Origin of the sequence: Sphaerisporangium sp. NPDC049003 (assembly GCF_043197795.1) — a bacterium.
In the GTDB taxonomy this organism is placed as follows: Bacteria; Actinomycetota; Actinomycetes; order Streptosporangiales; family Streptosporangiaceae; genus Sphaerisporangium.
Genome location: NZ_JBICTU010000017.1, coordinates 66,660 through 91,663, shown reverse-complemented (window position 1 = coordinate 91,663; position 25,004 = coordinate 66,660). Strand labels below are relative to the sequence as shown.

Below are 25,004 nucleotides of genomic sequence, written 5' to 3'. Positions count from 1 at the left end.
TGTCCATTAGCCAGTCCAGGTCCAGGGCGCCGGAATTGGCCAGCTCGACAAACCGATCGAATGCCTCGGAGCGGCGCCGCCAGTCTGCTGTCGTCTCCAGCAGGATGGTGTTGACCGCCTCTTCCTCGCTTGACGTGTCGTACATCGCCATGGCCGCAGCCAGGGCCGCATCGTCCACATCGATCGATATCTTCGCCATCCTGCACCTCCGGGGCTCGGGGCTTCGGTTGGAGTCTACCCGGGCGGTGCGTGCCCATCCGGTGACATTCCGTAGTAATCATCATGTCAACTTAGAGTAATAGGATGACCACTTATCGCATCGGGGTTTCGCGAAATTCGGCGTCGGCAGGCTCCTTGCTGTGGCTTTCGTGGTGCGCGACCGAGTGCGGTAAGCGCATGGCAGAGCGTCACGTCTCGGAAGTCAGGGTGCACCAGACGATTTTGCCGCCGGTGGTGGGCCATCTGTAGCCCCAGGTCGTGGCGAGGGCGTCGACGAGGCAGAGGCCTCGGCCGCCTTCTTCGTCGGGTTCGGGGGACTTCAGGGCGGGTGCGGTGACACTGGGGTCCCAGACCTCGAGTACGACGTTCGCGTCCTGGAGGTAGAGGTCGATCCAGACGATCTCGGCTCTTCTTTGGGCAGGCTCGTTGTGGGCGCCGATGTCCTGGGTGGCGCGGATCGCGTTCGTGACCAGTTCGGAGGCGACCAACTCCGCCGTGTCGGCGAGTTCGTGTATGCCCCAATTCGAGAGCACGGCTCTGACATGTCGCCGTGCCTGGGACGCCGCGTTGGGGTGCGCCAGGAGTTCCAGATACTGCTGTCGCCTTCTCGTGCCGGTCATGGACTTCCCTCGCTCGTGCCGAGCACGAATGCTCGTTCTGCTCAATCAGGTGATCACCATGGGCGAGGTAAGGCTTTGAGATGAGTTGCGCTTTCCCGGATGCGCCCACGTAGTCGTGATTTCTTGCCCCAAGCCTGAAGGCAGCGCATTACGCTTGGTAGTGAATCGACTACGGAATGACTTCAGAGTTGTTCTGAGGTCAATGAGTCAGATCTGGCCAGGTGTCGCGAGGGGACCTCATGACCAAAATGATCGACATCGATCCCGAGGAGTCGCCACGGGCTCGGTTCGCGTACGAGCTTCGCCGGCACCGGCTGGCGGCGGAGCTCACCCAGAAGCAGTTAGGCCGCAGGATCGGCTTCTCCACCAGCGCGGTGGCCATGGTCGAGACGTCCAAGTTCCGGCCGTCCGAGCGGTTCGCCGAGTTGTGCGACGAGATCTTCGGCCTCGACGGTGTCATGACCCGCCTCTACGCGGAAGTCTGGCCGCCCCCACCCCCCGTCCCCGCCCACTTCCGCGACTGGGCGATCGAGGAGCAACGAGCCACCGCGCTCCGGTTCTGGGCGCCTTTGCTGGTCCCGGGCATGCTGCAGACGGAGGCCTTCGCTCGGCGGATCTTCGAGCGCCAGCCCGGGCTCAGCGCCGAGCAGATAGAGGAACGGGTCGCGGGGCGGATGCAGCGCAGGGCCCTCCTCTCGCGCACCAACCCGCCGGCGATCATGTGCCTGCTCGACGAAGGAGTCCTGCACCGTCCGATCGGCGGACCCGAGGTCATGCGCGAGCAGTTGGAGCATCTCCTCGAAATGGCACTGCATCCGAGGGTGACCATCCAGATCGTGCCATATAGCGCGGAAGCCCTTTCGGGGCTGATCGGCTCCTATGCCATTGCCGAAATGCGGGGCAACGCGTATACGGTTCGAGTGGAGTGCCAACCCCGAGGGCGGACGATAACCGACAGAAGCACGATCACGGAAATAATCGATCGCTACGACGCCGTCCGGGCGGACGCCTACCCGCAACACCTGTCCTGCAAGATCATCGAGGAAGCGGTGAAGCAACGATGGACCTGAGCGGTGCGCTCTGGCGCAAGTCGACCTGGTCGGGCGGAGATGGTGGCGAATGTGTAGAGGTGGCCACCAACCTGCCCGGCAAGGTCGCCGTACGTGACTCCAAGAACCCCCATGGCCCTGCGCTGATCATGACCCCCGGTGAGTGGAGCGCGTTCATCGGTGGCGTCAAGCTAGGCCGGTTCGGCCACTGACGCCTGTATCCAGCGGAAGCCCTCAGTCCTGCGAGTGGGCGACTGAGGGCTTCCGGCTTTCCTCGCCCGGCTCACCGGGGCCCGGCTGCTCACCGTTGACGAGGCCGTTGGACGCCTGCGGCCGGAGACTCTCCTTAAAACCTCTGTTTCCGGATCGCCAACTGTGCGGGCGGAGAGTCCTCTCGGTGCCTTTCGTGGGTAGCTCGGTAGAAAGCTGCGTGAAGGGAAGATCATGGCGAGATGTGAAGTATGCGGCAACGACTACGACATGACCTTTGAGATCCACACCAAGGGTGGAGTGCACACCTACGACAGCTTCGAGTGCGCGATCCAGGGCATGGCGCCGTCGTGCGAGCACTGCGGGTGCCGGATCGTCGGCCACGGCGTCGAGGCGAACGGCCACTGGTACTGCTGCGCCCACTGCGCCAGGGAGAAGGGCGTCTCCGAGCTCGTCGACCGTGTGGGAGCGGCCATGCGCTGACGGTCGGCTCAACCGTGCCGGATGGGTCAGGCGCGGAGCCGGCGCATGTCCGGCGTAGTTCACCGGGGCTTGCCATGGGGGGCATGCTGCGGACATTGTTAGGGGTGCCGGTCCCGGCGGGTGAGGTCAGGTCACCCGCCGGGCCGGTCCCGGCCGTCCTCGGCACACGTGCGTCCGGTTCCCGGACGAGGCGGCTCAGCCCTTGATGGCGCCGATGATCACGCCCTTGGTGAAGTGGCGCTGGACGAACGGGTAGATCACGAGCGCGGGCACGACGGCGATGACCACGATGGCCATCTTGACGGCCAGGGTCGGTGGGACGGCGTGGCCGTAGCCGGCGACCCCCGCGGTGCCCGCGGGGAGCGCCGCCGAGTTCACCACGTACTCGCGCAGGACCAGCGCCAGCGGCCACTTGGTGGAGTCGTCGATGTACAACATGGCGTTGAACCAGGCGTTCCAGTAGCCGACCGCGTAGAACAGCGCGATCACCGCCGTCACCGCCTTGGACAGCGGCAGCACGATCCGCCACAGGATGCGGAACTCGCCCGCGCCGTCGATGCGTGCGCTGTCGAGCAGCTCGCGCGGGATGCTCATGAAGAACGCCCGCAGCACCACGATGTTGAAGGCCGACACCGCGGAGGGCAGGATCAGCGACAGGTAGGCGTCCTTGAGCCCGAGCGAGCTGACCAGCAGGTAGGTGGGGATCAGGCCGGGGAAGAACACGAACATCAGCAGCACGCTGAACAGCAGGGGCCTGTGCAGGAACGAGCCCGGCCGTGACAGCGAGTACGCGCCGAGGATGCTCACCGCGAGGCTGAAGGCGGTGCCGGCCAGGGTCACCCCGGTGCTCACCATGATGGCCCGGCTCACCACCGTGTCGGAGAAGATCTGCAGGTAGGCGTCGAACGAGATGCCCTGGGGCACCAGTACGAGCCCGCCGGCCTCGGTGACGGTCTTCGACGTCGACAGGCTGGTCAGCAAGATGGTGTAGAGCGGGAAGAGCACCAGCAGCAGGATGACCGCGACGGTGCCGCCCTTGCCCAGCCGCCCGGCGAGCGACCCGGGCTCCTCCCAAGGCGCCTGCCTGGGCTTCGGGCGCACCGGGCGCTGGGGCGTGATCGTACTCATGATTTCGACCACACCCCTCGCTCACCCAGCGCGTGCGCCACCCGGTTGGCGGACAGGATCAGGATCAGGCCCACCACTCCCTTGAACAGGCCGGCCGCCGCGCCGTACCCCAGGTCTCCCGTCCGCAGTCCCGAGTAGTAGGCGAAGGTGTCGAACACCTCGGACGCCTGGCTGCCGACCGCGCTGCGCTGAAGCATGAACTGCTCGAAGCCGACGTTCAGGGCGTCTCCGAGGCGCAGGATCAGCAGGAGCACGATCACCGGCCGCAGCCCCGGCAGGGTGATGTGCCACATCCGCCGCCACCGCGTGGCCCCGTCGACCGCGGCGGCCTCGTAGAGGTTCGGGTCGATGGTGCTCAGGGCCGCGAGAAAGATGATCGAGCCCCACCCCGCGTCCTTCCACACCGTCTGTGAGGTGACGAGCAGGATGAAGGTATCGGAGTTGGTCATCAGGTCGACGCCCTGGTGGCCGTGTTCACGAAGGGTCTGCGCGAGCAGGCCGGCCCCGCCGATCATCTGCTGGAAGATGGCGATGACCAGCACCCAGGAGAAGAAGTGCGGCAGGTAGACCACGCCTTGGACGAAGGCGCGGAGCCTCGGCGACATGATGCTGTTGAGCAGCAGCGCGAGCGCGACCGGCACCGGGAAGTAGAAGACCAGCTGGAACGCGGTGATGATCAGGGTGTTGACCATCGCGCGGATGAACTGCGGATCGCCCAACAGCAGCTGGAAGTTGGTGAACCCGATGAGCGGGCTGCCCAGGATGCCCCCGCTGAACGGGTTGTAGTCCTGGAGCGCGATCACGTTGCCCAGGGTCGGCACCCACCAGAAGGCCGTGACGAGCAGGAGCATGGGCATGCCCATCACCAGCAGCGGCCAGTCGCGCCGCAGCCTCGCACGCCGGGTCACGTCCTTCGGGCGGCGACCGGCCGGTTCGGCCCGGGTCTGGCCGGGCCGAACTTCGGGTTCGGTCGTCACGCTCACAGCCGGCCGTTGTCCTTGGCCGTCTTCATGTAGAACTCCCGGGCCTCGTCGCCGCCCTGCTCCTGCCAGTCCTTCACGATCCGCTTCCACTCGGACAGCGGGCGCTTCCCGCGGAAGATCTCGTGCATCTTGTCCTCTGTCGGGGTGACCAGCCCGGCCATCTTGGACGGCACCTCGACGCGAATGCCGACGAACGGGTCGTTCTCCAGGAAGGTGGACGCCTTGGTCTGCCATCCATGCATGGCCTGGACGTAGCCGGGGTACTGCGATTCCGCGGTGAAGCCCGGCCGCCCGGACAGGAACATGTAGGTGGGCTGGGCCTCCTTCTCTCCCAGCGCGGTCCGCAGCATCTGGCCGTCCTTGACGGTGTAGTGCTTGCCCTCGACCCCGTTGAAGACCAGATCACCCTCGATCGTGCCGAACGGTGCCGAGCACCAGTTGGCGACACCGAGGATCTCGCGCATCCGGTCGTCGGGCAGGCCCTTCTTGACGAAGCAGAACATGCCGGCCGGCTCGTTGCGCCACACGATCGTCTTGCCACCCGCATGCGCGGGGAACGGGTCCACCCCGGCGATCTGAAGTCTCGGGTTGTCCGGGAGGTAGGTGCCGTACAGCTCATGCCAGGCGCCCGGTCCGTCCGGATAGATCACGACCTGGCCCGAGCCGAAGGGCTCCTTGGGGTTGGCGTCCTTGTTGGCCACGATGTCAGGGTGGATCAGGCCGGCCGCGAAGAGCTTGGTCATGAACTCGATGTGCTGTTCGAACTCGGGGGTCTCGTACTTGTAGATCAGGGTGCCGTCGGACTGCTTGCGCCACTCACGCGGTGAGCCGAACGCCCGCTGGATCTCCTGGGAGCCCAGCACCGTGCCGAAGCCGAGCGCCCAGCGCTTCTTCTTCGGGTCGGTGAGCGTCTTGCCCATGGTGAGCAGGTCGTCGGCACTGGCCGGCAGAGGCAGCCCCAACTCGTCGAGGATGTCCTTGCGCGCGAGGGTGAGGAATGGATAGGGGGAGTTCTGCCAGGGGATGCCCTGCAGCACGCCGCCGTACACGCCGTACTCCCAGGCGGCGGTGTCGTAGGCGGCGAGAAGCGGGTACGCCTTGGCCTTGTCGCCGGCCAGGTAGGGGGACAGGTCGGCGAAGAGCTTGTTGGCGGCCTCGGTGAAGTGCGCGATCTTGACGGCCTCCCAGCCGGGAACGCAGATCATGTCGGGCACGTCGCCGCTGGTCAGCACGGCGTTGAGCTTGTCGGCATACGTCATGCCATCTTGGATGCTGAACCGGACGACTCCGCCGAGTCGCTGGTTGACGGCGTCGTAGTACGAGTTGTGACCAAGGCCCGGCGGCACCTTGCCCCACAGGGGGGTCATCGCGGTGATCTCCTTGCCGCTGGTGATCGGCCTCTCGGTGACCGCCTGCGCGAAGCTCGCCGGGCGGGACAGGAATCCGGGGTCGACGAACTCGGCGCCCGGGAGGTCCGGGGTGACGCCGGGCACGTTGAACGGAACGCGGTTCGGCACCAAGGCTTTCAGCTTGTCGGCGGCGACCGCGGTGCCCTTCGGCAACTCCTTCTTGGCGGCGCATCCGGTGATGCCACCGGCTGCGGCCACCAGGGCTCCGGCGCCCACCAGGCCGAGGAACCCGCGGCGGTTGGGAGGGGTGCCGGCGGTCACGCCGCCGGAAGGAGCCGTCACGGCGCGCTCCGGTGGTGGGGACGGGCAGCAGAGGTCAGGTCGGCTGCGAGGGGTGTCACGGCAGGTTCCCTTCGTTTCGTTCGTATCAGCGGGCGCCGGTTGTCAAGGGTGTTGGCAGAGGGAGCTCCGAGGTAGAGTTAGTTCGTCTTACGACCAAACAAATTAGCCGAGGGTGACCTACGCCACAAGGGAGGGCCACAGGCGTTCCCCCGGGTGGCGGTCACAGATTGATGACGCGGCGCGACGAGGGAGCACAGGGGCGAGGTATGACCACCTGCTCGACGATGCGGCATGATGAGCCCACCGGGGCTCAGCGGGAACGGGGCTGATTTTGATCAATACGCACACCGGCCCTCAACCGGCGGACTTCGCCGACGTCAGGGCCGCCAACCTCGCGGTCGTGCTGCGGTTCGTACGGGAGAACGCGCCCTGTTCCCGGGCGGACATCGCGGCGTCCACCGGGCTCAACAAGGCGACCGTGTCGAGCCTGGTCGCCGACCTCGTCGACCGGCGACTGCTTCGCGAGACCGGCCTCACCGAGAACCGCGTGGGCCGTCCCGCGACCATGCTGGTCCTCGACGGCTCGCCGTACGCCGCGATCGGCATCGAGGTGAACGTCGACTACCTGACCGCCGTGGCCGTCGACCTCTCGGGCACCGAGCTGCTGTCGTGGCGGCGCTCCTTCGCGGGCGCGACGGCGACGCCCAACCAGGCCGTCGCCGCCGTGGCCGCGCTCGCCCGGCGGGTGCTCAACCGCATGGGCAAGGAGGCCCGCCAGGTGCTCGGCCTCACCGTCGCGGTGCCCGGCCTGGTCGACGTGAGCGGCTCGGTGCGCATCGCCCCGAACCTCGGCTGGCGCGACGTCGACCTGTCCGGTGACCTGGCCAAGGCGCTGCGCGATCCGGGCTTCCCCGTCCTGGTCGACAACGACGCCAACCTCGCCGTGCTCGCCGAGCACCGCTTCGGCCCGCACGGGGGAGCCGACGACCTCGTCTACCTCACCGGCGAGATCGGGGTGGGCGCGGGCGTCATCATGGACGGGCGGCTCCGCCGGGGCGGTCAGGGGTTCGCCGGGGAGATCGGCCACATCCAGATCGACCCATCGGGTCCCGAATGCCGCTGTGGCCGCCGGGGCTGCCTGGAGGCAGTCGCGGGCCTCGGCGCCGTGCTCCAGCACACCGCGCCGGACGCGACGCCCGCCGAGCTGGAGCCCGAGATCGACGAGGTCGCACGGCTGGCGCGGGGCGAGGACGCCGGGGTCCTCGACGCGCTCGCCACCGTCGGCGCCAACCTGGGCAGGGGCGTGGCGATCATCGCGAACGTGCTCAACCCCGAGGTCGTCATCCTCGGCGGGTACTACGTCGCGCTCGCGCCCTGGGTGCTGCCCGCCGCGCGGGAGGAGCTCGCGCGCCGCAGCTTCGCGCCGGACTCCGGGGGCACGCGCCTGGTCGTCTCCACCCTGGGCTACGGGGCGGCGGCCCTGGGCGCGGCGGCCCGCCTCCTGGACTCGATCGACTCCGGCCGGCTCCCCGCGCAAACCTGACCCGCGCAAACTGACCCGCGCAAACTGACCCGCGCAAACTGACCCGCGCAGGCGGTGGAACCGAGCCCTTGACCCGGGGGCGACAAACCGGCACTCTTCAGGAGAACCCCGATTTAACACCGCTGAAATCTTCGTATACCCCGTCGAAGCGCTTCGACAGACCTCCGCACGTCAACGGCGTCGAAGCGCTTCGACCGCCAGAGAACGTTCGGCATCGAAGCGCTTCGATACACCCCTCGGTGAGCGAAGGATGGTCCCCCCAGATGAACGAACCTGTGCCAGCCGCCTTCCGCGACCCCGGCAGGCCTCTCGCGGACCGGATCGCCGACCTCCTCGGCAGGCTCACCCTGGAGGAGAAGATCGGCCTGCTGCACCAGTACCAGGCGGCGGTGCCGAGGCTCGGGCTGGGCGCCTTCCGCACGGGCACCGAGGCCCTGCACGGTCCGGCGTGGCTCGGGCCCGCGACCGTCTTCCCGCAGGCGATCGGGCTCGCGAGCACCTGGGACCCGGAACTGGTGCGCAGCGTCGGATCGGCGACGGGCGACGAGGTGGTGGCCTTCCACCACAAGGACCCCGCCGGCGCCGGGCTCAACGTCTGGGCGCCCGTGGTGAACCCGCTGCGCGACCCGAGGTGGGGACGCAACGAGGAGGGGTACTCCGAGGACCCCTGGCTGACCGGCGTCATGGGCACCGCCTACGCCCGTGGCCTGCGCGGCGACCTCCCGACCATGAAGACCGCGCCCACGCTCAAGCACTTCCTGGCGTACAACAACGAGGCCGACCGGTGCGTCACCTCCAGCGGCCTGCCGCCCCGGGTGCTGCACGAGTACGAGCTCAGGGCCTTCCGCCCGGCGATCGAGTCCGGCGCCGCCGTGTCGCTGATGCCTTCCTACAACCTCGTCAACGGCCGCCCGGCCACGCTGAGCCCGCTGATCAACGACCTCGTGCGGTCCTGGACGGACGAGGACCTGCTGGTGGTCAGCGACGCCCACGCGCCGGCGAACCTGACGGGCCCGCAGGCCTACTACGACGACCCGCCGGAGGCGTACGCGGCGGCGATCAAGGCGGGGCTGGACAGCTTCACGCAGGACGACGACCGGCCGGGCGACACCCTGAACCACATCAGGAAGGCGCTGGACCTCGGCCTTCTGGAGGAGCGGGACGTCGACACCGCCGTCCGTCACGCGCTGGCGATCCGGTTCCGGCTCGGCGAGTTCGACCCCGCGACGCCGTACGACGACATCACCGAGGAGGTGGTGAACCGCCCCGAGCACCAGGCACTGGCGCGGCGGGCCGCCACGCGGTCGATCGTGCTGCTGAAGAACGACGGCATCCTGCCGCTGGGGGAGCCCGCGCGGATCGCGGTCATCGGGCCGCTCGCCGACACCCTCATGGAGGACTGGTACAGCGGGACGCTTCCTTACGCGGTGACGGCGCGCGCCGGGCTCGCCGAGCGGTGCGTCACCGAGTTCCGCGAGGGCGTCGACCGGGTGGCCCTGCACGCCGCGGGCGGGTACGTGGCGGCAGGGGAGGACGGAGGCGCGCCCCTCGCGGTCAGGCCCGCGTGCGAGGCGCGGGCCACCTGGTTCGACCTGTTCGACTGGGGCGGCGGCGCGTACGCGCTGCGGGCGGTCGCCAACGGCCGGTACGTCTCGGCCGGCGACGACGGCCTGCTCGTCAACGACCAGCCCGGTCCGAACGGATGGGAGGTGCGCCAGACCTTCCGGCTGGACGAGCGGCCCCGGGGCGCCCTGGCGCTCCGCCACATCTCCACCGGCCGCCATGTCGGTCTGGCGCAGGACGGCACGCTGCGGCTGACCGACGACCCGGACGCGGCGGCCGTCCTGACGCTGGAGCTCGTCGAGAGCGGCGCCCAGGCCGCCGCCGAGCTGGCCGCGAGCGCCGACGTGGCCGTGGTGGTCGTCGGGGACCACCCGCTGGTCAACGGCAGGGAGACCGAGGACCGGGCCGGACTCGGGCTGCCGCCGGCCCAGGAGGCGCTGGTCAAGGCCGTCCACGCGGCCAACCCCGACACCGTGCTGGTCATCAGCAGCGGTTACCCGTTCGCGGTGACCTGGGCCGAGGAGAACGTGCCCGCGATCGTGTGGTCGTCGCACGGCGGGCAGGAGTACGGCCACGCGCTCGCCGACGTGCTGTTCGGCGACGAGGACCCCGGGGGCAGGCTGACCCAGACGTGGTACCGCTCGGCGCGCGACCTGCCCGACCTGTTCGACTACGACATCATCGCCACCGACTCGACCTACCTGTACTACCGGGGCACGCCGCTCTACCCCTTCGGGCACGGGTGCGGCTACACGCGCTTCGCGTATGCGGACCTGCGGTTGTCGGCGGCGACGGTGGGGCCTGGCGACGTGCTGACGGTCACCGTCACCGTCACCAACGCGGGGACGCGGCCGGGGACCGAGGTCGTCCAGCTCTACACCCACCAGCGGCGCTCCCGCGTCAAGCAGCCGCTGCGCCGGCTCCGCGGCTTCGAGCGGGTACGGCTCGCGCCCGGCGAGAGCCGTACCGTGACCATGGCCGTCGAGGTGGCGGACCTGGCGTTCTGGGACGTCACCCGGGGCCGGTTCGTGGTGGAGGACGCGCCGCACAAGGTGCTGGTGGGCCGGTCCGCGCGCGACATCCGGCTCTGCGGGCGCTTCACGGTGGCCGGCGAGCGCATTCCCCCGCGCGATCCCTACGCCCGCCCTCTGGACGCGGCGGACAACGACGAGTACGACGGAATCGTGCTCCGCGACGCCGGCCGGGTGACCGGGGACGCCGTCCAGGGGACCGACCCCGGCGGGTGGATCGCCTTCCGTGAGGTCGACTTCGCCGGTGGGGCCGCTGCGTGCGAGCTGACGGTCGCCAGCACCGAGGGTGGCGTGCTGACGCTGCGGCTCGACGATCCGCTCTTCGGGGAGGTCGTGGGCGCCGTGTCGGTGGCACCATCGAGGAGCAGGTACGACCTCGTCGGCATCGAGTGCCCGCTGACCGGTGCCGCCGGGGTGCATGATCTTTATGTCGTGTTCGAGAACGAGGGGGTCACGGTGAGCGAGCTGGCCTTCACACCGGCACCCGCCGAGAAGACAGCACGGAGAACCGCGGAGGCAGCCGCGCGGGGAGCCACGGGGGGCGCTCGTTGAGAACGGTCACCATCGCCGACGTCGCCAGGCACGCCGGAGTCGCCGTCAGCACGGTGTCGTACGTGCTGAGCGGCAAGCGGGCGATCTCCGCGACCACCAGCCAGCGCGTCATGCGCAGCGTCCGCGCCCTCGGCTACCACCCGAACGCGGGGGCCAGGGCGCTCGCCAGCAAGCGGTCGAACGTGATCGCGCTGGTCCTGCCGTTGCGCGCGGGCATGCATCTGCCCGTTCTCATGCAGTTCGCCACCTCGGTGGTGACCACAGCACGTCAGTTCGACCACGACGTGCTGCTGATGACCGCTGACGAGGGCCCCGACGGGCTCAGGCGCGTCGCCGCGAGCGCGCTCGTGGACGGGCTGGTGCTCATGGACGTGGAGATCCACGACCAGCGCGTGCCGCTGCTGCGCGAGCTGGGGGAGCCCAGCGTGCTGATCGGGTTCCCGGCCGACGCCTCCGGGCTCACCTGCGTGGACCTCGACTTCGCGCGGGCGGGCGCCGTCTGCGCCGACCACCTCGCCTCGCTCGGCCACCGGGAGATCGCGCTGCTCGGCGCACCGAACGTCGTCTACAAGCGCGGCACCGGGTACGCCGAGCGCACCATGGAGGGCTTCGCCGAGGCCGGTCAGGGGCACGGCATGACGACGATCGCCTGGCCGTGCGAGGAGAGCTTCGACGAGGTGTGCGCGACCGTGAAGGAGCTGCTGGAGCGGCATCCCGGCCTCTCCGGGCTGGTGGTGCACAACGAGGCGGCGGTCGGGCACGTGCTGGGCGCGCTGCGGGTGCTGGGCAGGCGGGTGCCGGAGGACATGTCGGTGGTGGCGATCTGCCCCGACGACGTCGCCGAGCGGGCCAGCCCGCCGCTGACCTCGGTGCTGATCCCCGCCGCCGACGTCGGGTACCAGGCGGTGCGGCTGCTGATGGCCAAGCTGGAAGGCGTTGACGTCCCCGGCTCGACCCTGCTCGAACCCCGCCTCGCCATCCGCCAGAGCACCAGAAGAACCGGCGACGGGCCGAACTGAGGGCCAGTTCGCGCCGCACCGGCCCTTCTCGGGAACAGCGCGGGCACGTCGATCGGCCGGGGCGCGTGGCCGACGGGCCCGTCCAGGCCGTCGCCGTCGCCGCGGGTGTCAGTGACCGAGGCCGGCCTCGCGGGCCTGGACGATGGCCTGGGCCCGGTCGGCGACCTGGAGCTTGGCGAAGACGTTCGACACGTTGTTGCGCACGGTCTTCGGCGCCAGGAACAGGCGCTCGGCGATGCGCTGGTTCGACAGCCCCGCCGCGATGAGGTCGAGCACCTCCCGCTCGCGGGCCGTGAGCTGCGGGAACGGCATCTCCCTCGGTGGCTGGGCGGTGACCAGCCTGGCGAAGTAGCGCGTCACCCGCCCGGCCAGCGCAGGACCGAAGATCACCTCGCCGCTGGCGACGGCCGTGATGGCGCGCAGGATCTCGGTCTGGTCCGCGCCCTTGAGCAGGTACCCGCGCGCGCCGGCGAGCATGGCGGCGAAGACGCTCTCGTCGTCCTCCTGCATCGTGAGCACGAGCACGCCGGTCTCCGGGCGTTCCGTGACGATGCGCTGGGTGGCCTTGACGCCGTCGAGCCGGGGCATCCGCAGGTCCATCACGACGACGTGCGGGCGGAGCTCGGCGGCGAGGGCCACCGCCTCCTCCCCGTCGGCGGCGGTCCCCACCACGTCGACGTCTCCGGTGGAGGCGAGCATCATGCTCAGGCCGTCCCGGTAGACGGGGTGGTCGTCGGCGAGAAGCACCCGGGGGATCATCGCGACGCTCCGGGGGGCACGAGGGTTTCGCCGGTGGGGCTCATCGGGACGCTTCCGGCCCGCGCGGGCAGGACCGCGTGGACGCGGGTGCCGCCGGTCTCGACGGCGGTCACCGTGCACCGGCCGCCGAGCTCCTCGGCCCGCTCGCGCATGCCGAGCAGGCCCACGCCCACCAGAGCGCCCGGCCGGACGCCCCGGCCGTCGTCGACCACCTCGGCCTCCAGCTCGCTTCCGGTCATGGTCAGGCGGACCTCGCAGTCGGTGGCGCCCGCGTGCCGGGCCACGTTGACCAGAGCTTCGCAGACGATGCGGTAGGCCGCCACCTCGGTCGCGGCGGGCAGACATGTCAGGTCTCCCCGCGCGTCGACGCGCACGGCGAGGCCGCCCTCCCGGAACCGGGTGCCCTCCTGCCGCAGCGCCTCGGCGAGGCCGAACTGGTCCAGGGCCGGCGGGCGCAGGCCGTGGACGAGGCGCCGCACGTCGCCGAGCACCGTGGCCAGGTCCCCTCTGACCTGGTCCAGCGCGTCCCGTGCGGCGCCGGCGTCCCGCACGGTCAGGTTGCGCGCGGCCTCGATCTTCAGCGCGGCGGCGGCGAGCGTGGGGCCGAGCCCGTCGTGCAGATCCCTCCGCAGCCTGCGCCGCTCCTCGGCCACCCCGGTGACCATGCGCTCGCGGCTGTGCTGGAGCTCCTCGGTCAGCGCCGTCGCCCGTACGGCGGCGGCGGCCTGCCGTACGACGTCGGCGAGGAGCCGCTGGTCGGACTCGGATGGCGGCGCGCCCGCGCGCGGCACCAGCGTGAGCCGCCCGATCGAGGCCTCACGGTACGCGAACGGGAGGACCACCACGTCGGCGCGCGGGGAGCCGTGCTCGACCACGACGGTCCTGCCGTCCGCGCGGTCCAGCTCGACCCGTACGTACGGGGAGCGGAACGACGCCGACACCGCCCTGGCCACCTCCAGCAGCAGCTCGTCGGGCCCGACGGACTCCTCCAGCCGCCGGGCCAGCGCGGAGACCACGTCGTACGGCTCGGCCCGCCCGGTGAGGACGCGGCTCACCCACCGTCGCGTGCGCGCGCGCAGCGGGGCGTAGACGATCGCGACCACGGCCGCCGCGAGGACCGCCGCGACCGGCTCGTCGATGAGCGCGCCGAGGCCCACGAAGACGGGCACGTCGATCGCGACGACCGCGACCGCGAGGCTGCCGTACAGGAGGGTCCAGCCGAGCACCGGATCGATGTCGTACAGCCGGTAGCGTCCCACCGCCACCAGGACGGCCGCGGCGACCGCGAGCAGCGAGACGACGAAGGTGAGGTCCAGCGGCAGCCCGTCGACCACGAGCGGCGTCAGGATCAGGACCCCGTTCAGCAGCGCCGCCAGCAGCATCCAGCGAAGCTGCGCGCGGCGGATGCCCGAGGACCCCCAGAACCGCCGGACGAACGCCGCCACCGGCACGAAGAAGCTCAGCACCAGCAAAGCCGGGGTGAGGGCGATGGCGGCTCGCCAGACCTGGCCGGGGACGGGCGGAAGCGGGAGACCGCTCCCCGGCAACGGCCCTCCCGCGGAATGGGTCTCCCAGGGGGCAGTGAGGAAGACCAGGACGGCCAGACCGGTGGCGCCGAGCGAGAGCGCGGCGGCCCACCGCCAGCGCGGTGACGGCAGCCGGCCGTCGGGGAAGAACAGCAGGACCAGGGGCACGACCAGATTCAGCAGCGGCCCCAGCCGCGCTCCGGCGAACACCGCGGGCAGGGTCAGCGGCAGCGTCCCTCCGTGCCGGCTCAGCGACAGCACCGCGTACGCCGCGGCGAGGCCGTTGGCGCTCGCCACCACACCGCCGACGAGCAGCAGCCAGGTCATGAGGTGGCGGGGCAGGCGCATGGCGAGGACCCACCCGGTGACCGCGAGGGCCACGCCGGGAACCGTCGAGGACCAGACGGCCCAGTTGAGAGGATCCGGCCGCGTCACCGGTCCTGTCACCACGTCCGCCCAGGTGGCGAGCGCGGCGGCGGCGACGCACAACGCCGCGACCGTCGTCGCGCCCATCGGCGGGCGACGGTGCGCGCCAGAGATGCCGGACATGCTGAGCAGCGTGCCATAAGTCGGTCTCGCTGACACGGGAGCGGCGTCCCGCTCCACCCGGGACACCGGTCCCCGGTGGTCCGGGAGGATCGAGGACTCCTGGCGCGGCTTCGCTCCCTGGGCGCCCGGGACGCCGGGCGGAGACGGTGGTCCTCCGACCGAACAAGGAGGACCACCATGTCCGTTCGCGTGATGCGAAGCAACGTCAACCCGGACGACCCCGCCGCACCGCGGCCGGAAGTGGAACCGTCGCGGATCCGAGTCGCCGGGCTGCTCCTCGCCGTGGGGGCGGCGGCCTGGGCGACCGGCATCGTCGTCGTGGGCGACAAGATCAAGGAGGGTATCCAGACGCTCGACACGGTCACCGGGATGCTGTTCGTCGTGGGGGTCTTCGCCCTGGTCTGGGTGGTGCTCGCCACCCGGGGGACGGGCCGGCGGTGGGGGCGGGTGGTCCCCTGGGGGCTGCTGGTGCTGCTGCCCGGCGCGTTCCTGCTGAACGCGCTCTCCTTCGGTTACGCGACCCACGACGACCTCCCGCTCGCGCTCATGATCCTCGACGCCTGCTGGCCGCTCAGCCAGCTCGGGATGCTGGCGCTGGGCGTCGCCGTCGCCGTGACCGGCCGCTACGAGGGGCTGACGCGCTGGCTGCCGCTGCTCGCGGGACTGTGGTTCCCGGTGTCCGTGGTGGCGGAGATCTTCGGGGGTTCCGTCGTGTCGACCTACGTCAGCGCGGCGTGGCTGCTGGGCACCTACGCCCACATCGGGCTCCGCCTCGCCCTGCGGCCGGCCCTTTGAGCGGCGATACCGTCACTTTCGGTATCACACGAAATCGCACGGGCGTCGCCCCCGGCCGGAGAGACACTCGCTTTCCGGTCGAGGCGACGCGATTTCCGGGCGAGCCGGACTAACGGGAACAGGGGGTTATGTCGGGGAATCTCCGCGCGCGGCGGTCGTCATTTCCCGGAGGTCGTCACCGGCTCGTAATCGAGCACGACGACCCCCGAATCGCAGATGACCGTGTCGACGAGCTTCAGCTCGTTCTCGTCGTATCCGTCGAAAATGGAATCGGCGCCGGAGCCCCCGAGCGTGACAGGATGGACCCAGAGGCGGAACCGGTCGACCAGGCCGAGTCTCATCAACTCGCGCACGACGCTGACGCTGCCGTAGACGAGGATGTCATCGCCCGGCTCCTTCTTCACCCGCGCCACCTCGTGCGCGATGTCGCCCTTCGCCAGGGTCGCGTTGTTCCAGGTGAGAGGCTCCTTGAGGGTGCTGGAGAACACGATCTTGGGGATCTCGTTCATGCGGTCGGCGAACCCGGAGTCGTCGGTCATGGACGGCCAGGAACCGGCCATGATCTCATAGGTGACTCGTCCGAGAAGGAGAAGATCGGCTGCGAACAGCTGGTCGATGGCGTACTTCCCGGTTTCCTCACCGAAACGGTCGGTAACCCAGGCCATGTCCCCTTTAGGACCCGTGGCGAAGCCGTCGAGGGTCGCGAACATGGACACGATTATCTTTCGCATGGGATCTCCTTGTGACTGCGTTCGGGCAATCCAATATATGGATGTGCGTGGCCTCCTTTAAACGCTTTCCCGGGTCCCGCTCTAGTGCGATGTCTTCTATATCGGTTAATGTCGCCTGCTCTCGAAGAAGCGTTTCCGAACAGGTGACTACCCCACCACCGAACGCGGTAACTTTCTAGAAGAAATAAATTGTCGGTGGACGGCGGGCGGGATCCAGTCCGGCGCCGGTGGTGTCGGTGTCCGGCGCTCAGCCGGCGTCGGTGTCGGTGGTGGTCTTCCGTCCGCCGGCGACCAGGCGGTCACGCTTGTCGGCGGGGGCGGAGGGAGCGTCGCCGGGGCCCTCGGCAGGGGTCGCCTCCGCGCCGCCCGCGGGCCGCGCCGGACGGCGGGGCCGCGTCTTGCGCGGGGCGGTGGCCTCGCCGGCGTCGCCGGCCCCGGCCTTCTCCTCGGGGAACGTCACCGGGCCCTTCGGGGGTGTCTTGACGTCGGCGTCGGCGGGCGCGGCGTCCTTGGGCGAAGTGGTCTCGCGTGAGGTCTCCCGCCACGAGGAGATCACGTCGTCCGCCTCGGCGTCGGCGGCCATCTCGTCGGCGGCCTCCGCCTCGCGCCGCCGGATGACGACCAGGTGGTCGATGGACAGCCGCCCGGCCCCGACGACGGCCAGCAGCACCGACGCCGCGCCGAGCGCGACGATGAGGTTGATGTCCCCGCCGGTCAGCGGGAGGCCCGTGTCACCGCTCACCAGCACGAACACGGCGAGCGCCTCGACGAAGAGTATGAGCCCGCAGGCCGGAACGGCCAGGCCGGCGACCAGGAGCGCCCCGCCGATGAGCTCGATGAGCATGGTCGCGGCGGCCCAGATGCCGGGCCCGGGAGCGTCCATCTTCGCGAACTGCTCGCTCGTCGCGGTCAGCCCGAACTCAAGCTTGTGCCAGCCGTTCGCGAAGAAGATGCCGCCGACGCCCAGGCGGGCGGCCAGCGAAGCGAGATCCTGGAAGGTTCGTCTCACGGTTGCCATTCTCCCGGGGTCGGTCCGCGTTGCACAGACAATTGCCCTGTATCGCTTTCGTCATGCGCGAGTGGAGCCGCGACGTGGCAGCAGGAGCACGGCGGCGAGCGCGGTGAGACCCAGCAGCGCGACGCTGACCAGGACGGTCGAGTGGAGCGCCGTGACGAACGCGGCCCGCGCGGCCTCCATCAGCGCGCCGCCGGTGGGCCCGCCGACCTTTCCGGCGACGTGGGCGGCAGAGGCGAGCGACTCCCTGGCCTGTCCCATCGCGTGGGGCCCGACCCCGGGCACGGTGCCCACGGACGGCGCGTACACGATCGTGGTGATCGTGCCGAGCACGGCGACCCCGAGGCCGGCGCCCAGCTCGTACGCCGTCTCCTCGATCGCGGCGGCTCCGCCGGCGCGCGACTCGGGAGCGGACGCCATGATCGTGTCGGAGGCGGCGAGCAGCGCGACCTCCACGCCGAAGCCGATGCCGGCGAAGCACAGGCAGAGCATGAGCGGGTGCTGCTCGGTGCCCCAGGCGATGGTGGGCGCCAGGGAGAGCCCCGCGAGGGCGAGGCCGCCCGCCATGGTCGCGCGCAGGCCGAGACGTCGCAGGATGTGCGCGGCGCAGAGCCCGCCCGCGATGGCCGCGACCATGAGGGGGAGCATGCGCACACCGGCCCGCAGGGGACTGTCCCCGAGGACCAGCTGGAGGTACTGCGCGAGCATCAGCTCCAGGCCGACCAGCGCGAACACCGAGAGCAGCACGCACACGACCCCGACCGCGAAGCCGCGCTGGGCGAACAGGCCGATGTCGAGCAGGGGATGGGCGAGCCTGCGCTGGCGGGCGGTGAACCACGCGAGCAGCCCGGCGCCCGCGACGAGGATCATGATCGCGGGGCCGGGGCCCAGCGTCGCGCCGTGCCCGGCCTCCTTCAGGCCGAAGGCGAGGAACAGGATGCCGAGGGTCGAGAGCACCGCGCTCGGCGCGTCCCATCGGTGGCCCGGGTTCCCCGGCGACTCCGGCAGCAGGCGTACGGCAAGGGGCAGCGCCACCACGAGCAGCGGCACGTTGATCAGGAAGACCGCGCCCCACCAGAAGTGCTCGATCAGGACGCCCCCGACCAGAGGGCCGACGGCGGCGCCACCGGCGGCGACCGCGCTCCACACGCCGAGGGCGATGGCGCGCTCGCGGCGGTCGGTGAAGACCTGCCGGATGATCGACAGCGTGGCCGGCATGATCATCGCCCCGCCGACGCCGAGGAGCGCCCGGGAGGCGATCAGGGTGAGCGGGGTGCCCGCGAAGGCCGCCGACAGTGAGGCGACCCCGAAGACCACGTAGCCCGCGAGCACGAAGCGCCGCTTGCCGTACCTGTCGCCGAGCGTGCCGAAGGTGACCAGGAGCGGGGCCACGACGAGCGAGTAGACGTCGATGATCCACAGCAGCTCGACCGCCGACGGCTCCAGCGCGGCGGTCAGGGCGGGCACGGCGATGTGCAGCACCGTGGCGTCCACGGCGATCAGCAGCAGGCTGAAGCAGAGCAGCGCCAGCACCGACCACCGGCTTCTCCGGCGGTCCACGGTCGTGCCCTCAAGACGGACGCCCGGCCGGGTGCCCAAAACGGTCATGGGCCCTCAAATGGACTCGACCTGCTGAACATGCGTGGCAGCTTAGGCCAATCTCGGGTGATTCCTCAGGAGCTTGCCACAACGGCCGAGGACCGCCGGCGCGCGGCATGCCGGAGGGTCGCGATCCACGATCTCCAGGGGCCCCTGGGATGGGTGATCAAGCTGGGGCGCCGCCGGCCTCTCTAGAGAGCTATAGGTATATGTCCGACATCTAGGCAACCGGTGATCCGCAACGGACCATGACGGCGTGGGGAACGCCAGCGAGTCAGATCCCTCTCCGGTGCCACCCCCGCGAGACCGCTCCGATCCCCGGGCCTGGTGTGTGGTCGCCGTCGCGAGACTGGCGCGCGATCAGCCCGAGGGGGCGCTGGAGGCCGCCGGCGAGGCGGTCGAACGCGACCCCGAGGGCGAATGGGGGCATCGGCTGGTGAGTCTCGCCCTTGAACGCCTCGGCCGCGACTCCGAGGCGGTCGTCGCGGCCCAGGACGCCGTCCGGCTCGCACCCGGCTCCTGGGCCGCGCGGCTGAGGATGGGCTCGATGCTCCGCAGGCTCCCCGGCCGGTGGCGGGACTCCTGGGCCCACGCGCGGCAGGCCGTGCGGTTCGCCCCCGAGCAGCCCGACCCGCACGTCCTCATCGGCGACCTCGCCCTGCTGCGGGGCGATCACGAGCAGGCGGCCATGGCCTACCGGGCCGCGCTGCGCAGGGACGACGGGCACCCGGGCGCGCGGATCAACCTCGGCCTGACGTTCCTGCGGTGGGAACGGCCCCGCGACCACCACGATCCCACGTGGACGGTCGACCCCAGGGAGACCGGCCGCTCCCGCCGCGCCCTGGAGGTGTGGGCCCGGCAGGTACGGGCGCTCATGGCGATCTCCCTGGCCGTCGTCACCGTCCTGGCCTTCTGGTACGACCTGCGCGTGGAGGCGCTCGCCGGCGGCGCGGCCGTCATGGTCCTGGTGCTGGTGGCGACCGTACGGCAGGCCAGAAGGATCACGGTGTGGAAGTACGTGCCAGGGATGCTCGCGCGCGACCTGTGGCTCTCCGTGGCCGTGTCGGTCACCTTCCTGGTGGTGGCGGCGTACGTGGCGGCGCTGGCCACCCTGCCTGCCTGGTCGCTCGCGGGCGAGGTCGTCCCGCTGGTCGCCTCCGCCACCGCGCCCACCGTGGTCCGGTGGGAGGACGTCGTCGGCGGGTTCTGGGCCGGGCTGCTCGGGCTGGTGCTCTTCAACGGGGTGGCCGTGCTGGTCCTCCGGGCCTTCACCGAGGCGTGGCGGGGCAGGCCCGTACGGGCGCTCGCCGAGTTCACCGCCGTCCCGCCCGAGCGGGTCGCGCGGCGGAACACCGGCGTGACCCTGTGGATCGTCGCCGCGCGCCTGTGGTTCCTGGTGGCGGTGCTCGCCGTGCTGGCCGTGCTGCCCCTGGTGGCCGCCGAGCGCCGGGCCGCGCTGGCGGGGGTCTGCGTCCCGGTCGCCATGTTGTACGTGCGCGGACGGGGCGGGCTGCGGTCACGGACGCGCGAGATCCTTCGCGCCGACTGGTGGCTGGCGGTGGCGCTGGCGTTCCTGTTCGTCGCCTCCGCCGCGCTGGTGGTGGCGGGAGCCGTACCCGCGCTCGGCCTGGCCCCCCGGCTCGGCGAGCGGGCGTGGTGGACGGTCGCGGGAGCGCTCCTCGTCGTGGTGCTCGCGTTCGTGGCACGGGCCGCGCGCGCCTGGTGGCGGGGGTCGGCCGGGCCGTGGCGGGCGTCCCTGATCCTCTGCGAGGGATGCGGTCCCCGCCTGCCCGGCGAGGTCGGCCCGTCCGTCGCGCTCAGCCCCGAGGTGCGGCGGGCCTTCACGTACTCCCGCAGCGTCGTGCTGTCCTACACCGACGCCGGGGGCCCGCGCACGCTCGCCGTCGGGGCCGTGACCTCGGTGAGCGCGTCGGGAGAGCTGCGCCTGATCGCCGCCGAGGAGGCGTGGGCCGCGGCGGAGCGCGATCCGCGGGTGGCCGTCTTCGTCGCCGACCCGATCGAGCGGCGCTTCTGGGCAGAGGTCCGCGGGATCGCCCTCGCCGACCCCGCGGAGGACGTGCTGCGGGTGACGCCCAAGCACGTCCTCGTCGGCGAGTACCCCGGCCGCCACGAGGCCCGCAACTCCCCCCGCAGACCCTGACCCTCCGCCGCCACGCAGCCCGCGCGGACCCCGATCCTCCCGCGGCGGCGAGGCCCCGGCCCGCCGGTAAGCGCGGTGCCGCGCGTGTCCCCGCCCGTCGGGGGCTCCTCTCCGTAGGGACCTCGCGGCGCGTTGTGAAGGGCACGGGCCCGGGGACGCGCGCGTGGGCCCTTGGTGCGGTATAACCGGGAGGCGACCGGGGAGGCAAAATGCGGGACTCCGACAGGGCCCGGCCGGCGGGGCGCGCCGCGGCCCGTGATGCGTTCGAGCATGTCCGACTACGTTATTTCCAGCTTTCCCGTACCACGAGACGGGTCATGTTCGCGGCCGTCCTCGTCGGGGCCCTGATCATCGCGGTCGTCCTCGGCTGGTCGCCCTTCTCGACGTTCCTCACCACCCTGTTACTTCTTGGTTTCGCCGAGCTGACCCTGCGCTTCCCCCGCGCCGCCGCGACCGTGGTCGTCCTGCTGGCGTGGTCGTGCGTGATGGTGGTCATGGGCGGCTACGTGCAGCCGCATTCCGCGCTGCCCACCCTGTTCATCCTGCTCGGCGTGCTGACCGGGGTCGCCGCCCACCTGATCAGGTGGGTGACGCCCTGGGTGACCACGCTCGCCGCCCTCGGCGCGGCGGCCATGGTCACCTTCGCCGTGGCCACGTTCTCCGCCGACGGCGCCGTCTGGGCGGCGTACGGCGTGGCCGCCGCCGTCCTGGCCTACCGCCTCGTCCAGGCGAGCCAGGCGCGCCGCAGGCTCACTGCCGCGCAGGCGCAGGCGTCGTCCGCCCAGGCCAGGCAGCGTGTCAGGGAAGGCGGCGGCGAGCGCGACGGCCTGCCCGAGCGCGGCACGCCCCCGCCGATCTCCGTCGAGGAGGCCCTCGGCGAGCTCGAAAGCATGATCGGCCTGGAGCCGGTCAAGGAGCAGGTTCGCTCGATCGCGGCCTCGATCGAGGCGTCCCGGCTGCGCGCCGAGGCCGGGTACTCCACCGGGCAGCCGATGCGCCACTTCGTCTTCGTGGGCCCGCCGGGCACGGGCAAGACCTCCGTGGCGCGCACGGTCGCCAAGATCTTCTACGCGTTCGGCCTGCTGGAGACGCCCTTTGTCGTCGAGGCGCAGCGGGCCGACCTGGTCGGCGAGTACCTCGGCGCCACGGCCATCAAGACCAACGAGCTAATCGACCAGGCGCTCGGCGGGGTGCTGTTCGTCGACGAGGCGTACAGCCTGATGAACTCCGGCGAGGGGCAGCCCGACCGGTTCGGCGCGGAGGCCGTGCAGACCCTGCTCAAGCGCGCGGAGGACGACCGCGACCGGCTCATCGTCATCCTGGCCGGCTACGAGAAGGAGATGACGACCTTCCTCGGCTCCAATCCCGGCCTGTCCTCGCGGTTCTCCACCCGGGTCAAGTTCCCGGGCTACTCGCCGTCCGAGCTGCTGCGCATCACCGAGGTGCTGCGGGCGCGTCGGGGCGAGCGGCTGTCGCCGGACGCCCCTCCCGTGCTGCTCGGCCTGTTCGAGGACGTTCACCGCCGCGGGCTCACCGACGAGCTGGGCAACGCGCGGTTCGCCCGCAGCCTGGTCGAGGCGGCGGCCCAGGCCCGCGACGTGCGCGTGGTGGGCGCGGGCGGCTCTCCCAGCCGTGAGGATCTCGTCACCACGACGACCGCCGATCTCACCAAGGCGTTCTACGAGATCACCGCCAGGTTCCGCGGCTACCAGGCCACGCCGAGCCTGGAGGAGGCCCTCGCCGATCTCGACCGCATGGCCGGCCTCGAACCGGTCAAACGGCAGGTCCGGGCCATCGCGGCGCAGCTGCGGGTCGCGCGGATGCGCCAGGAGCAGGGGCTGCCGGCCCCGCCGCAGATGCGGCACTTCGTCTTCGTCGGGCCGCCCGGCACCGGCAAGACCACCGTGGCCCGCGTGCTCGGCCGCATCTTCGCCGCGCTCGGGCTGCTGTCGCGTCCCGACGTGGTGGAGGCCTCCCGCGCCGACCTCGTCGGCCAGCACCTCGGCGCCACGGCGATCAAGACCAACGAGCTGGTCGACCGCGCGCTCGGCGGGGTGCTGTTCGTCGACGAGGCGTACAGCCTGGTCAACAGCGGCTACCAGGGGGGAGACGCCTTCGGCGCCGAGGCCGTGCAGACCCTGCTCAAGCGCGCCGAGGACGACCGCGACCGCCTCGTCATCATCCTCGCCGGGTACGCCTCCGAGATGGAGCGCCTCCTTGCCACCAACCCCGGCCTGTCCAGCAGGTTCAACCAGCGCGTGGCGTTCCCGTCGTACAGCCCGGCAGAGCTCACCGAGATCGCGGGGCTGCTGGCGGAGCACTCGGGCGACCGCTTCGACGAGTCGGCCAAGCGCGACCTCGCCGATGTGTTCTCCTGGGTCTGCGCCGAGGGCCTGATCGACGAGCTGGGCAACGGCCGCTTCGCCCGCTCGTTGTTCGAGCGGGCCGCGCTGGGGCGCGACGTACGGCTCGCCGGGCGCGGCGGCACCGCGAGCGCCGAGGACCTCACTACGATCACCAGCGACGACGTGCGTACGGCGGTGGACGAGCTCGCCGACCGCTAGACCGGGCCCGCCCGTCGCCTGACAGGGCTCGCCACCGGCGATCGCCGGTGGCGATCGCGAGCGGCCGGGGCCGGGTACCTGGAGCCCTCGGAGCCGACACCTTGCCCGATTGGCCACTTTCTTGTCACCAGATGGTTACGTCGTGTAGCAGGATGGGCACGGAGGGTCGCGGTCCGCCCCTCGCGCGGGTCATCCGGCATGACGTGGCAATCGGGGGAAGGGGGGCGATGGCAGGGTTCCTGCTCCGCCGGTTGGTCAACTACGCGGTGTTGATCGCCGTCGCCACGAGCCTGGCGTACATGCTGGCCGCCACCGCGCTCAACCCGCGGTCCAACTACGAGGGGCGCACTCCCCGGCCGCCCGCCTCGGTGGTCGACGCCCAGCTCACGCAGTACAACCTGAACGACCACACCCCGCTGTTCGAGCGCTACCTCAGATGGGCGGGGGGAGTGGCGCACGGCGACTTCGGCAGGACGTGGAACGGCGACAGGGTCGACGCCGAGCTCCGGCGCCGGCTCGGCGTCACGCTGCGGCTGATCCTGCTAGGGGTGGTGCTCGGCAGCGTGGCCGGGGTGCTCATCGGGGCCTGCGCGGCGGTGAGACAGTACGGCTGGTTCGACCGGCTGTCCACCGTGGCCGCCTTCCTCGTGCTCGCGATCCCGACCGTCGTGCTGGCGAACATGCTGATCATCGGCGCGGTCTGGCTGAACGACCATCTCGGCACCCAGCTCTTCCTGGTCAGCGGCGAGGCCACCCCGGGCCTCGGCGGCGGCGCGGGGGCGGCGCTGCTCGACCGCGTCAAGCACCTCGCCCTGCCGACGCTCTCGCTCGCCGTCGGGCAGGTCGCCGTCTACAGCCGCTACCAGCGCAACATGATGCTCGACGTGCTAGACGCCGACTTCGTCCGCACGGCCATGGCCAAGGGGCTCCGCCGGCGCACGGCACTGGTCAAGCACGCACTGAGGACCGCGCTGATCCCTGCGGTCACCTACTTCGCGTTCACCTTCGGCTCGCTGCTGGTCGGCGCGACGATCACCGAGTCGGTCTTCGGCTGGCACGGCATGGGGGAGGAGCTCGTGGCCTCCATCCGCACCAACGACGTCAACATGGTCGCGGCGATCAGCTGCTTCGCCGCGCTGGCCGTGCTGCTCGCCTCGCTGGCCTCCGACGTGCTGCACGCCTTCCTCGACCCCCGGGTGCGGGTGGGCTAGATG

The 25,004-nt window shown here is 70.9% G+C and carries 19 protein-coding genes; 10 read left to right on the top strand and 9 right to left on the bottom strand.

What is annotated here, in order from left to right:
- Positions 1-407: 407 nt before the first annotated feature.
- The gene (locus tag ACGFIV_RS19985; protein ID WP_358555790.1) at positions 408-839 is read right to left on the bottom strand and encodes an ATP-binding protein; all 432 of its coding nucleotides are present in this window, start codon (positions 837-839) and stop codon (positions 408-410) included.
- Between the two features lie 239 nt (positions 840-1,078).
- On the opposite strand from ACGFIV_RS19985, the gene ACGFIV_RS19980 reads away from it, so the two are divergent.
- The 3 genes from ACGFIV_RS19980 to ACGFIV_RS19970 all read left to right on the top strand — a co-directional run bounded on the left by ACGFIV_RS19980 (position 1,079) and on the right by ACGFIV_RS19970 (position 2,581).
- A complete protein-coding gene (locus ACGFIV_RS19980) occupies positions 1,079-1,909 on the top strand; it encodes a helix-turn-helix transcriptional regulator (RefSeq protein WP_358555787.1) in 831 nt (276 codons plus the stop codon).
- Positions 1,900-2,100 carry a DUF397 domain-containing protein gene (locus ACGFIV_RS19975; protein WP_358555784.1) on the top strand — a complete coding sequence of 67 codons (201 nt, stop codon included), beginning with the start codon at positions 1,900-1,902 and terminating at the stop codon, positions 2,098-2,100. Before ACGFIV_RS19980 ends, ACGFIV_RS19975 begins: the two co-directional genes overlap by 10 nt.
- 232 nt (positions 2,101-2,332) lie before the next feature.
- Positions 2,333-2,581, top strand: coding sequence for a hypothetical protein (locus ACGFIV_RS19970; RefSeq protein ID WP_358555782.1), 249 nt, complete (start codon positions 2,333-2,335; stop codon positions 2,579-2,581).
- Between the two features lie 195 nt (positions 2,582-2,776).
- Here the strand turns inward: ACGFIV_RS19970 and ACGFIV_RS19965 are convergent, their stop codons facing one another.
- From ACGFIV_RS19965 to ACGFIV_RS19955, 3 genes are read right to left on the bottom strand one after another with little or no spacing between them, the layout of a single operon-like run.
- On the bottom strand, positions 2,777-3,709 hold the full coding sequence (locus ACGFIV_RS19965; RefSeq protein WP_358555779.1) for a carbohydrate ABC transporter permease: 933 nt from the start codon (positions 3,707-3,709) through the stop codon (positions 2,777-2,779).
- Complete coding sequence (locus ACGFIV_RS19960) at positions 3,706-4,686, bottom strand: ABC transporter permease (protein ID WP_392836883.1); 981 nt, start codon at positions 4,684-4,686, stop codon at positions 3,706-3,708. Before ACGFIV_RS19960 ends, ACGFIV_RS19965 begins: the two co-directional genes overlap by 4 nt.
- A gap of 2 nt (positions 4,687-4,688) precedes the next feature.
- Positions 4,689-6,383: an extracellular solute-binding protein gene (locus ACGFIV_RS19955; protein ID WP_358555773.1), complete on the bottom strand. Its 1,695-nt coding sequence runs from the start codon at positions 6,381-6,383 to the stop codon at positions 4,689-4,691.
- 331 nt (positions 6,384-6,714) lie between these two features.
- Between ACGFIV_RS19955 and ACGFIV_RS19950 the strand changes: the two genes are divergently transcribed.
- The 3 genes from ACGFIV_RS19950 (at position 6,715) to ACGFIV_RS19940 (ending at position 12,091) form a co-directional block, all read left to right on the top strand.
- Positions 6,715-7,926 carry an ROK family transcriptional regulator gene (locus ACGFIV_RS19950; RefSeq protein WP_358555770.1) on the top strand — a complete coding sequence of 404 codons (1,212 nt, stop codon included), beginning with the start codon at positions 6,715-6,717 and terminating at the stop codon, positions 7,924-7,926.
- A 263-nt stretch (positions 7,927-8,189) separates the two neighbouring features.
- Complete coding sequence (locus ACGFIV_RS19945) at positions 8,190-11,072, top strand: glycoside hydrolase family 3 C-terminal domain-containing protein (RefSeq protein WP_392836721.1); 2,883 nt, start codon at positions 8,190-8,192, stop codon at positions 11,070-11,072.
- Positions 11,069-12,091, top strand: coding sequence for a LacI family DNA-binding transcriptional regulator (locus ACGFIV_RS19940; protein WP_358559830.1), 1,023 nt, complete (start codon positions 11,069-11,071; stop codon positions 12,089-12,091). Before ACGFIV_RS19945 ends, ACGFIV_RS19940 begins: the two co-directional genes overlap by 4 nt.
- Before the next feature lie 108 nt (positions 12,092-12,199).
- Here the strand turns inward: ACGFIV_RS19940 and ACGFIV_RS19935 are convergent, their stop codons facing one another.
- Together ACGFIV_RS19935 and ACGFIV_RS19930 are read right to left on the bottom strand one after the other, a co-directional pair.
- The gene (locus ACGFIV_RS19935) at positions 12,200-12,850 is read right to left on the bottom strand and encodes a response regulator (RefSeq protein ID WP_392836717.1); all 651 of its coding nucleotides are present in this window, start codon (positions 12,848-12,850) and stop codon (positions 12,200-12,202) included.
- Complete coding sequence (locus ACGFIV_RS19930) at positions 12,847-14,925, bottom strand: sensor histidine kinase (protein ID WP_358559834.1); 2,079 nt, start codon at positions 14,923-14,925, stop codon at positions 12,847-12,849. Before ACGFIV_RS19930 ends, ACGFIV_RS19935 begins: the two co-directional genes overlap by 4 nt.
- Before the next feature lie 177 nt (positions 14,926-15,102).
- On the opposite strand from ACGFIV_RS19930, the gene ACGFIV_RS19925 reads away from it, so the two are divergent.
- A complete protein-coding gene (locus tag ACGFIV_RS19925) occupies positions 15,103-15,720 on the top strand; it encodes a hypothetical protein (protein WP_358559836.1) in 618 nt (205 codons plus the stop codon).
- Between the two features lie 158 nt (positions 15,721-15,878).
- On the opposite strand, the gene ACGFIV_RS19920 is transcribed toward ACGFIV_RS19925, so the two are convergent.
- The 3 genes from ACGFIV_RS19920 to ACGFIV_RS19910 form a co-directional block, all read right to left on the bottom strand.
- A complete protein-coding gene (locus ACGFIV_RS19920) occupies positions 15,879-16,451 on the bottom strand; it encodes a dihydrofolate reductase family protein (protein WP_358559838.1) in 573 nt (190 codons plus the stop codon).
- Positions 16,452-16,698: 247 nt separating this feature from the next.
- Entirely contained in the window at positions 16,699-17,460 is a 762-nt protein-coding gene (locus ACGFIV_RS19915; protein WP_358559839.1) for a DoxX family membrane protein, read from the bottom strand.
- A 60-nt stretch (positions 17,461-17,520) separates the two neighbouring features.
- Positions 17,521-19,074, bottom strand: coding sequence for an MFS transporter (locus ACGFIV_RS19910; protein ID WP_358559841.1), 1,554 nt, complete (start codon positions 19,072-19,074; stop codon positions 17,521-17,523).
- A 280-nt stretch (positions 19,075-19,354) separates the two neighbouring features.
- On the opposite strand from ACGFIV_RS19910, the gene ACGFIV_RS19905 reads away from it, so the two are divergent.
- From ACGFIV_RS19905 to ACGFIV_RS19895, 3 genes are all read left to right on the top strand, one after another.
- Positions 19,355-21,226 (top strand): hypothetical protein, encoded by a 1,872-nt coding sequence (locus ACGFIV_RS19905; RefSeq protein ID WP_392836710.1) that lies wholly within the window; start codon positions 19,355-19,357, stop codon positions 21,224-21,226.
- 209 nt (positions 21,227-21,435) lie between these two features.
- The gene (locus tag ACGFIV_RS19900) at positions 21,436-23,790 is read left to right on the top strand and encodes an AAA family ATPase (RefSeq protein ID WP_358553632.1); all 2,355 of its coding nucleotides are present in this window, start codon (positions 21,436-21,438) and stop codon (positions 23,788-23,790) included.
- A gap of 227 nt (positions 23,791-24,017) precedes the next feature.
- The gene (locus tag ACGFIV_RS19895; RefSeq protein WP_358553630.1) at positions 24,018-25,001 is read left to right on the top strand and encodes an ABC transporter permease; all 984 of its coding nucleotides are present in this window, start codon (positions 24,018-24,020) and stop codon (positions 24,999-25,001) included.
- The last annotated feature ends 3 nt before the right edge of the window (positions 25,002-25,004 follow it).

Bases quoted from the DNA above. Each gene is read 5' to 3' on its own strand.
- ACGFIV_RS19985 (WP_358555790.1), bottom strand. From the start codon at position 839: ATGACCGGCACGAGAAGGCGACAGCAGTATCTGGAACTCCTGGCGCAC.
- ACGFIV_RS19980 (WP_358555787.1), top strand. From the start codon at position 1,079: ATGACCAAAATGATCGACATCGATCCCGAGGAGTCGCCACGGGCTCGG.
- ACGFIV_RS19975 (WP_358555784.1), top strand. From the start codon at position 1,900: ATGGACCTGAGCGGTGCGCTCTGGCGCAAGTCGACCTGGTCGGGCGGA.
- ACGFIV_RS19970 (WP_358555782.1), top strand. From the start codon at position 2,333: ATGGCGAGATGTGAAGTATGCGGCAACGACTACGACATGACCTTTGAG.
- ACGFIV_RS19965 (WP_358555779.1), bottom strand. From the start codon at position 3,709: ATGAGTACGATCACGCCCCAGCGCCCGGTGCGCCCGAAGCCCAGGCAG.
- ACGFIV_RS19945 (WP_392836721.1), top strand. From the start codon at position 8,190: ATGAACGAACCTGTGCCAGCCGCCTTCCGCGACCCCGGCAGGCCTCTC.
- ACGFIV_RS19935 (WP_392836717.1), bottom strand. From the start codon at position 12,850: ATGATCCCCCGGGTGCTTCTCGCCGACGACCACCCCGTCTACCGGGAC.
- ACGFIV_RS19930 (WP_358559834.1), bottom strand. From the start codon at position 14,925: ATGTCCGGCATCTCTGGCGCGCACCGTCGCCCGCCGATGGGCGCGACG.
- ACGFIV_RS19925 (WP_358559836.1), top strand. From the start codon at position 15,103: ATGTCCGTTCGCGTGATGCGAAGCAACGTCAACCCGGACGACCCCGCC.
- ACGFIV_RS19920 (WP_358559838.1), bottom strand. From the start codon at position 16,451: ATGCGAAAGATAATCGTGTCCATGTTCGCGACCCTCGACGGCTTCGCC.
- ACGFIV_RS19910 (WP_358559841.1), bottom strand. From the start codon at position 19,074: ATGACCGTTTTGGGCACCCGGCCGGGCGTCCGTCTTGAGGGCACGACC.
- ACGFIV_RS19900 (WP_358553632.1), top strand. From the start codon at position 21,436: ATGCGGGACTCCGACAGGGCCCGGCCGGCGGGGCGCGCCGCGGCCCGT.
- ACGFIV_RS19895 (WP_358553630.1), top strand. From the start codon at position 24,018: ATGGCAGGGTTCCTGCTCCGCCGGTTGGTCAACTACGCGGTGTTGATC.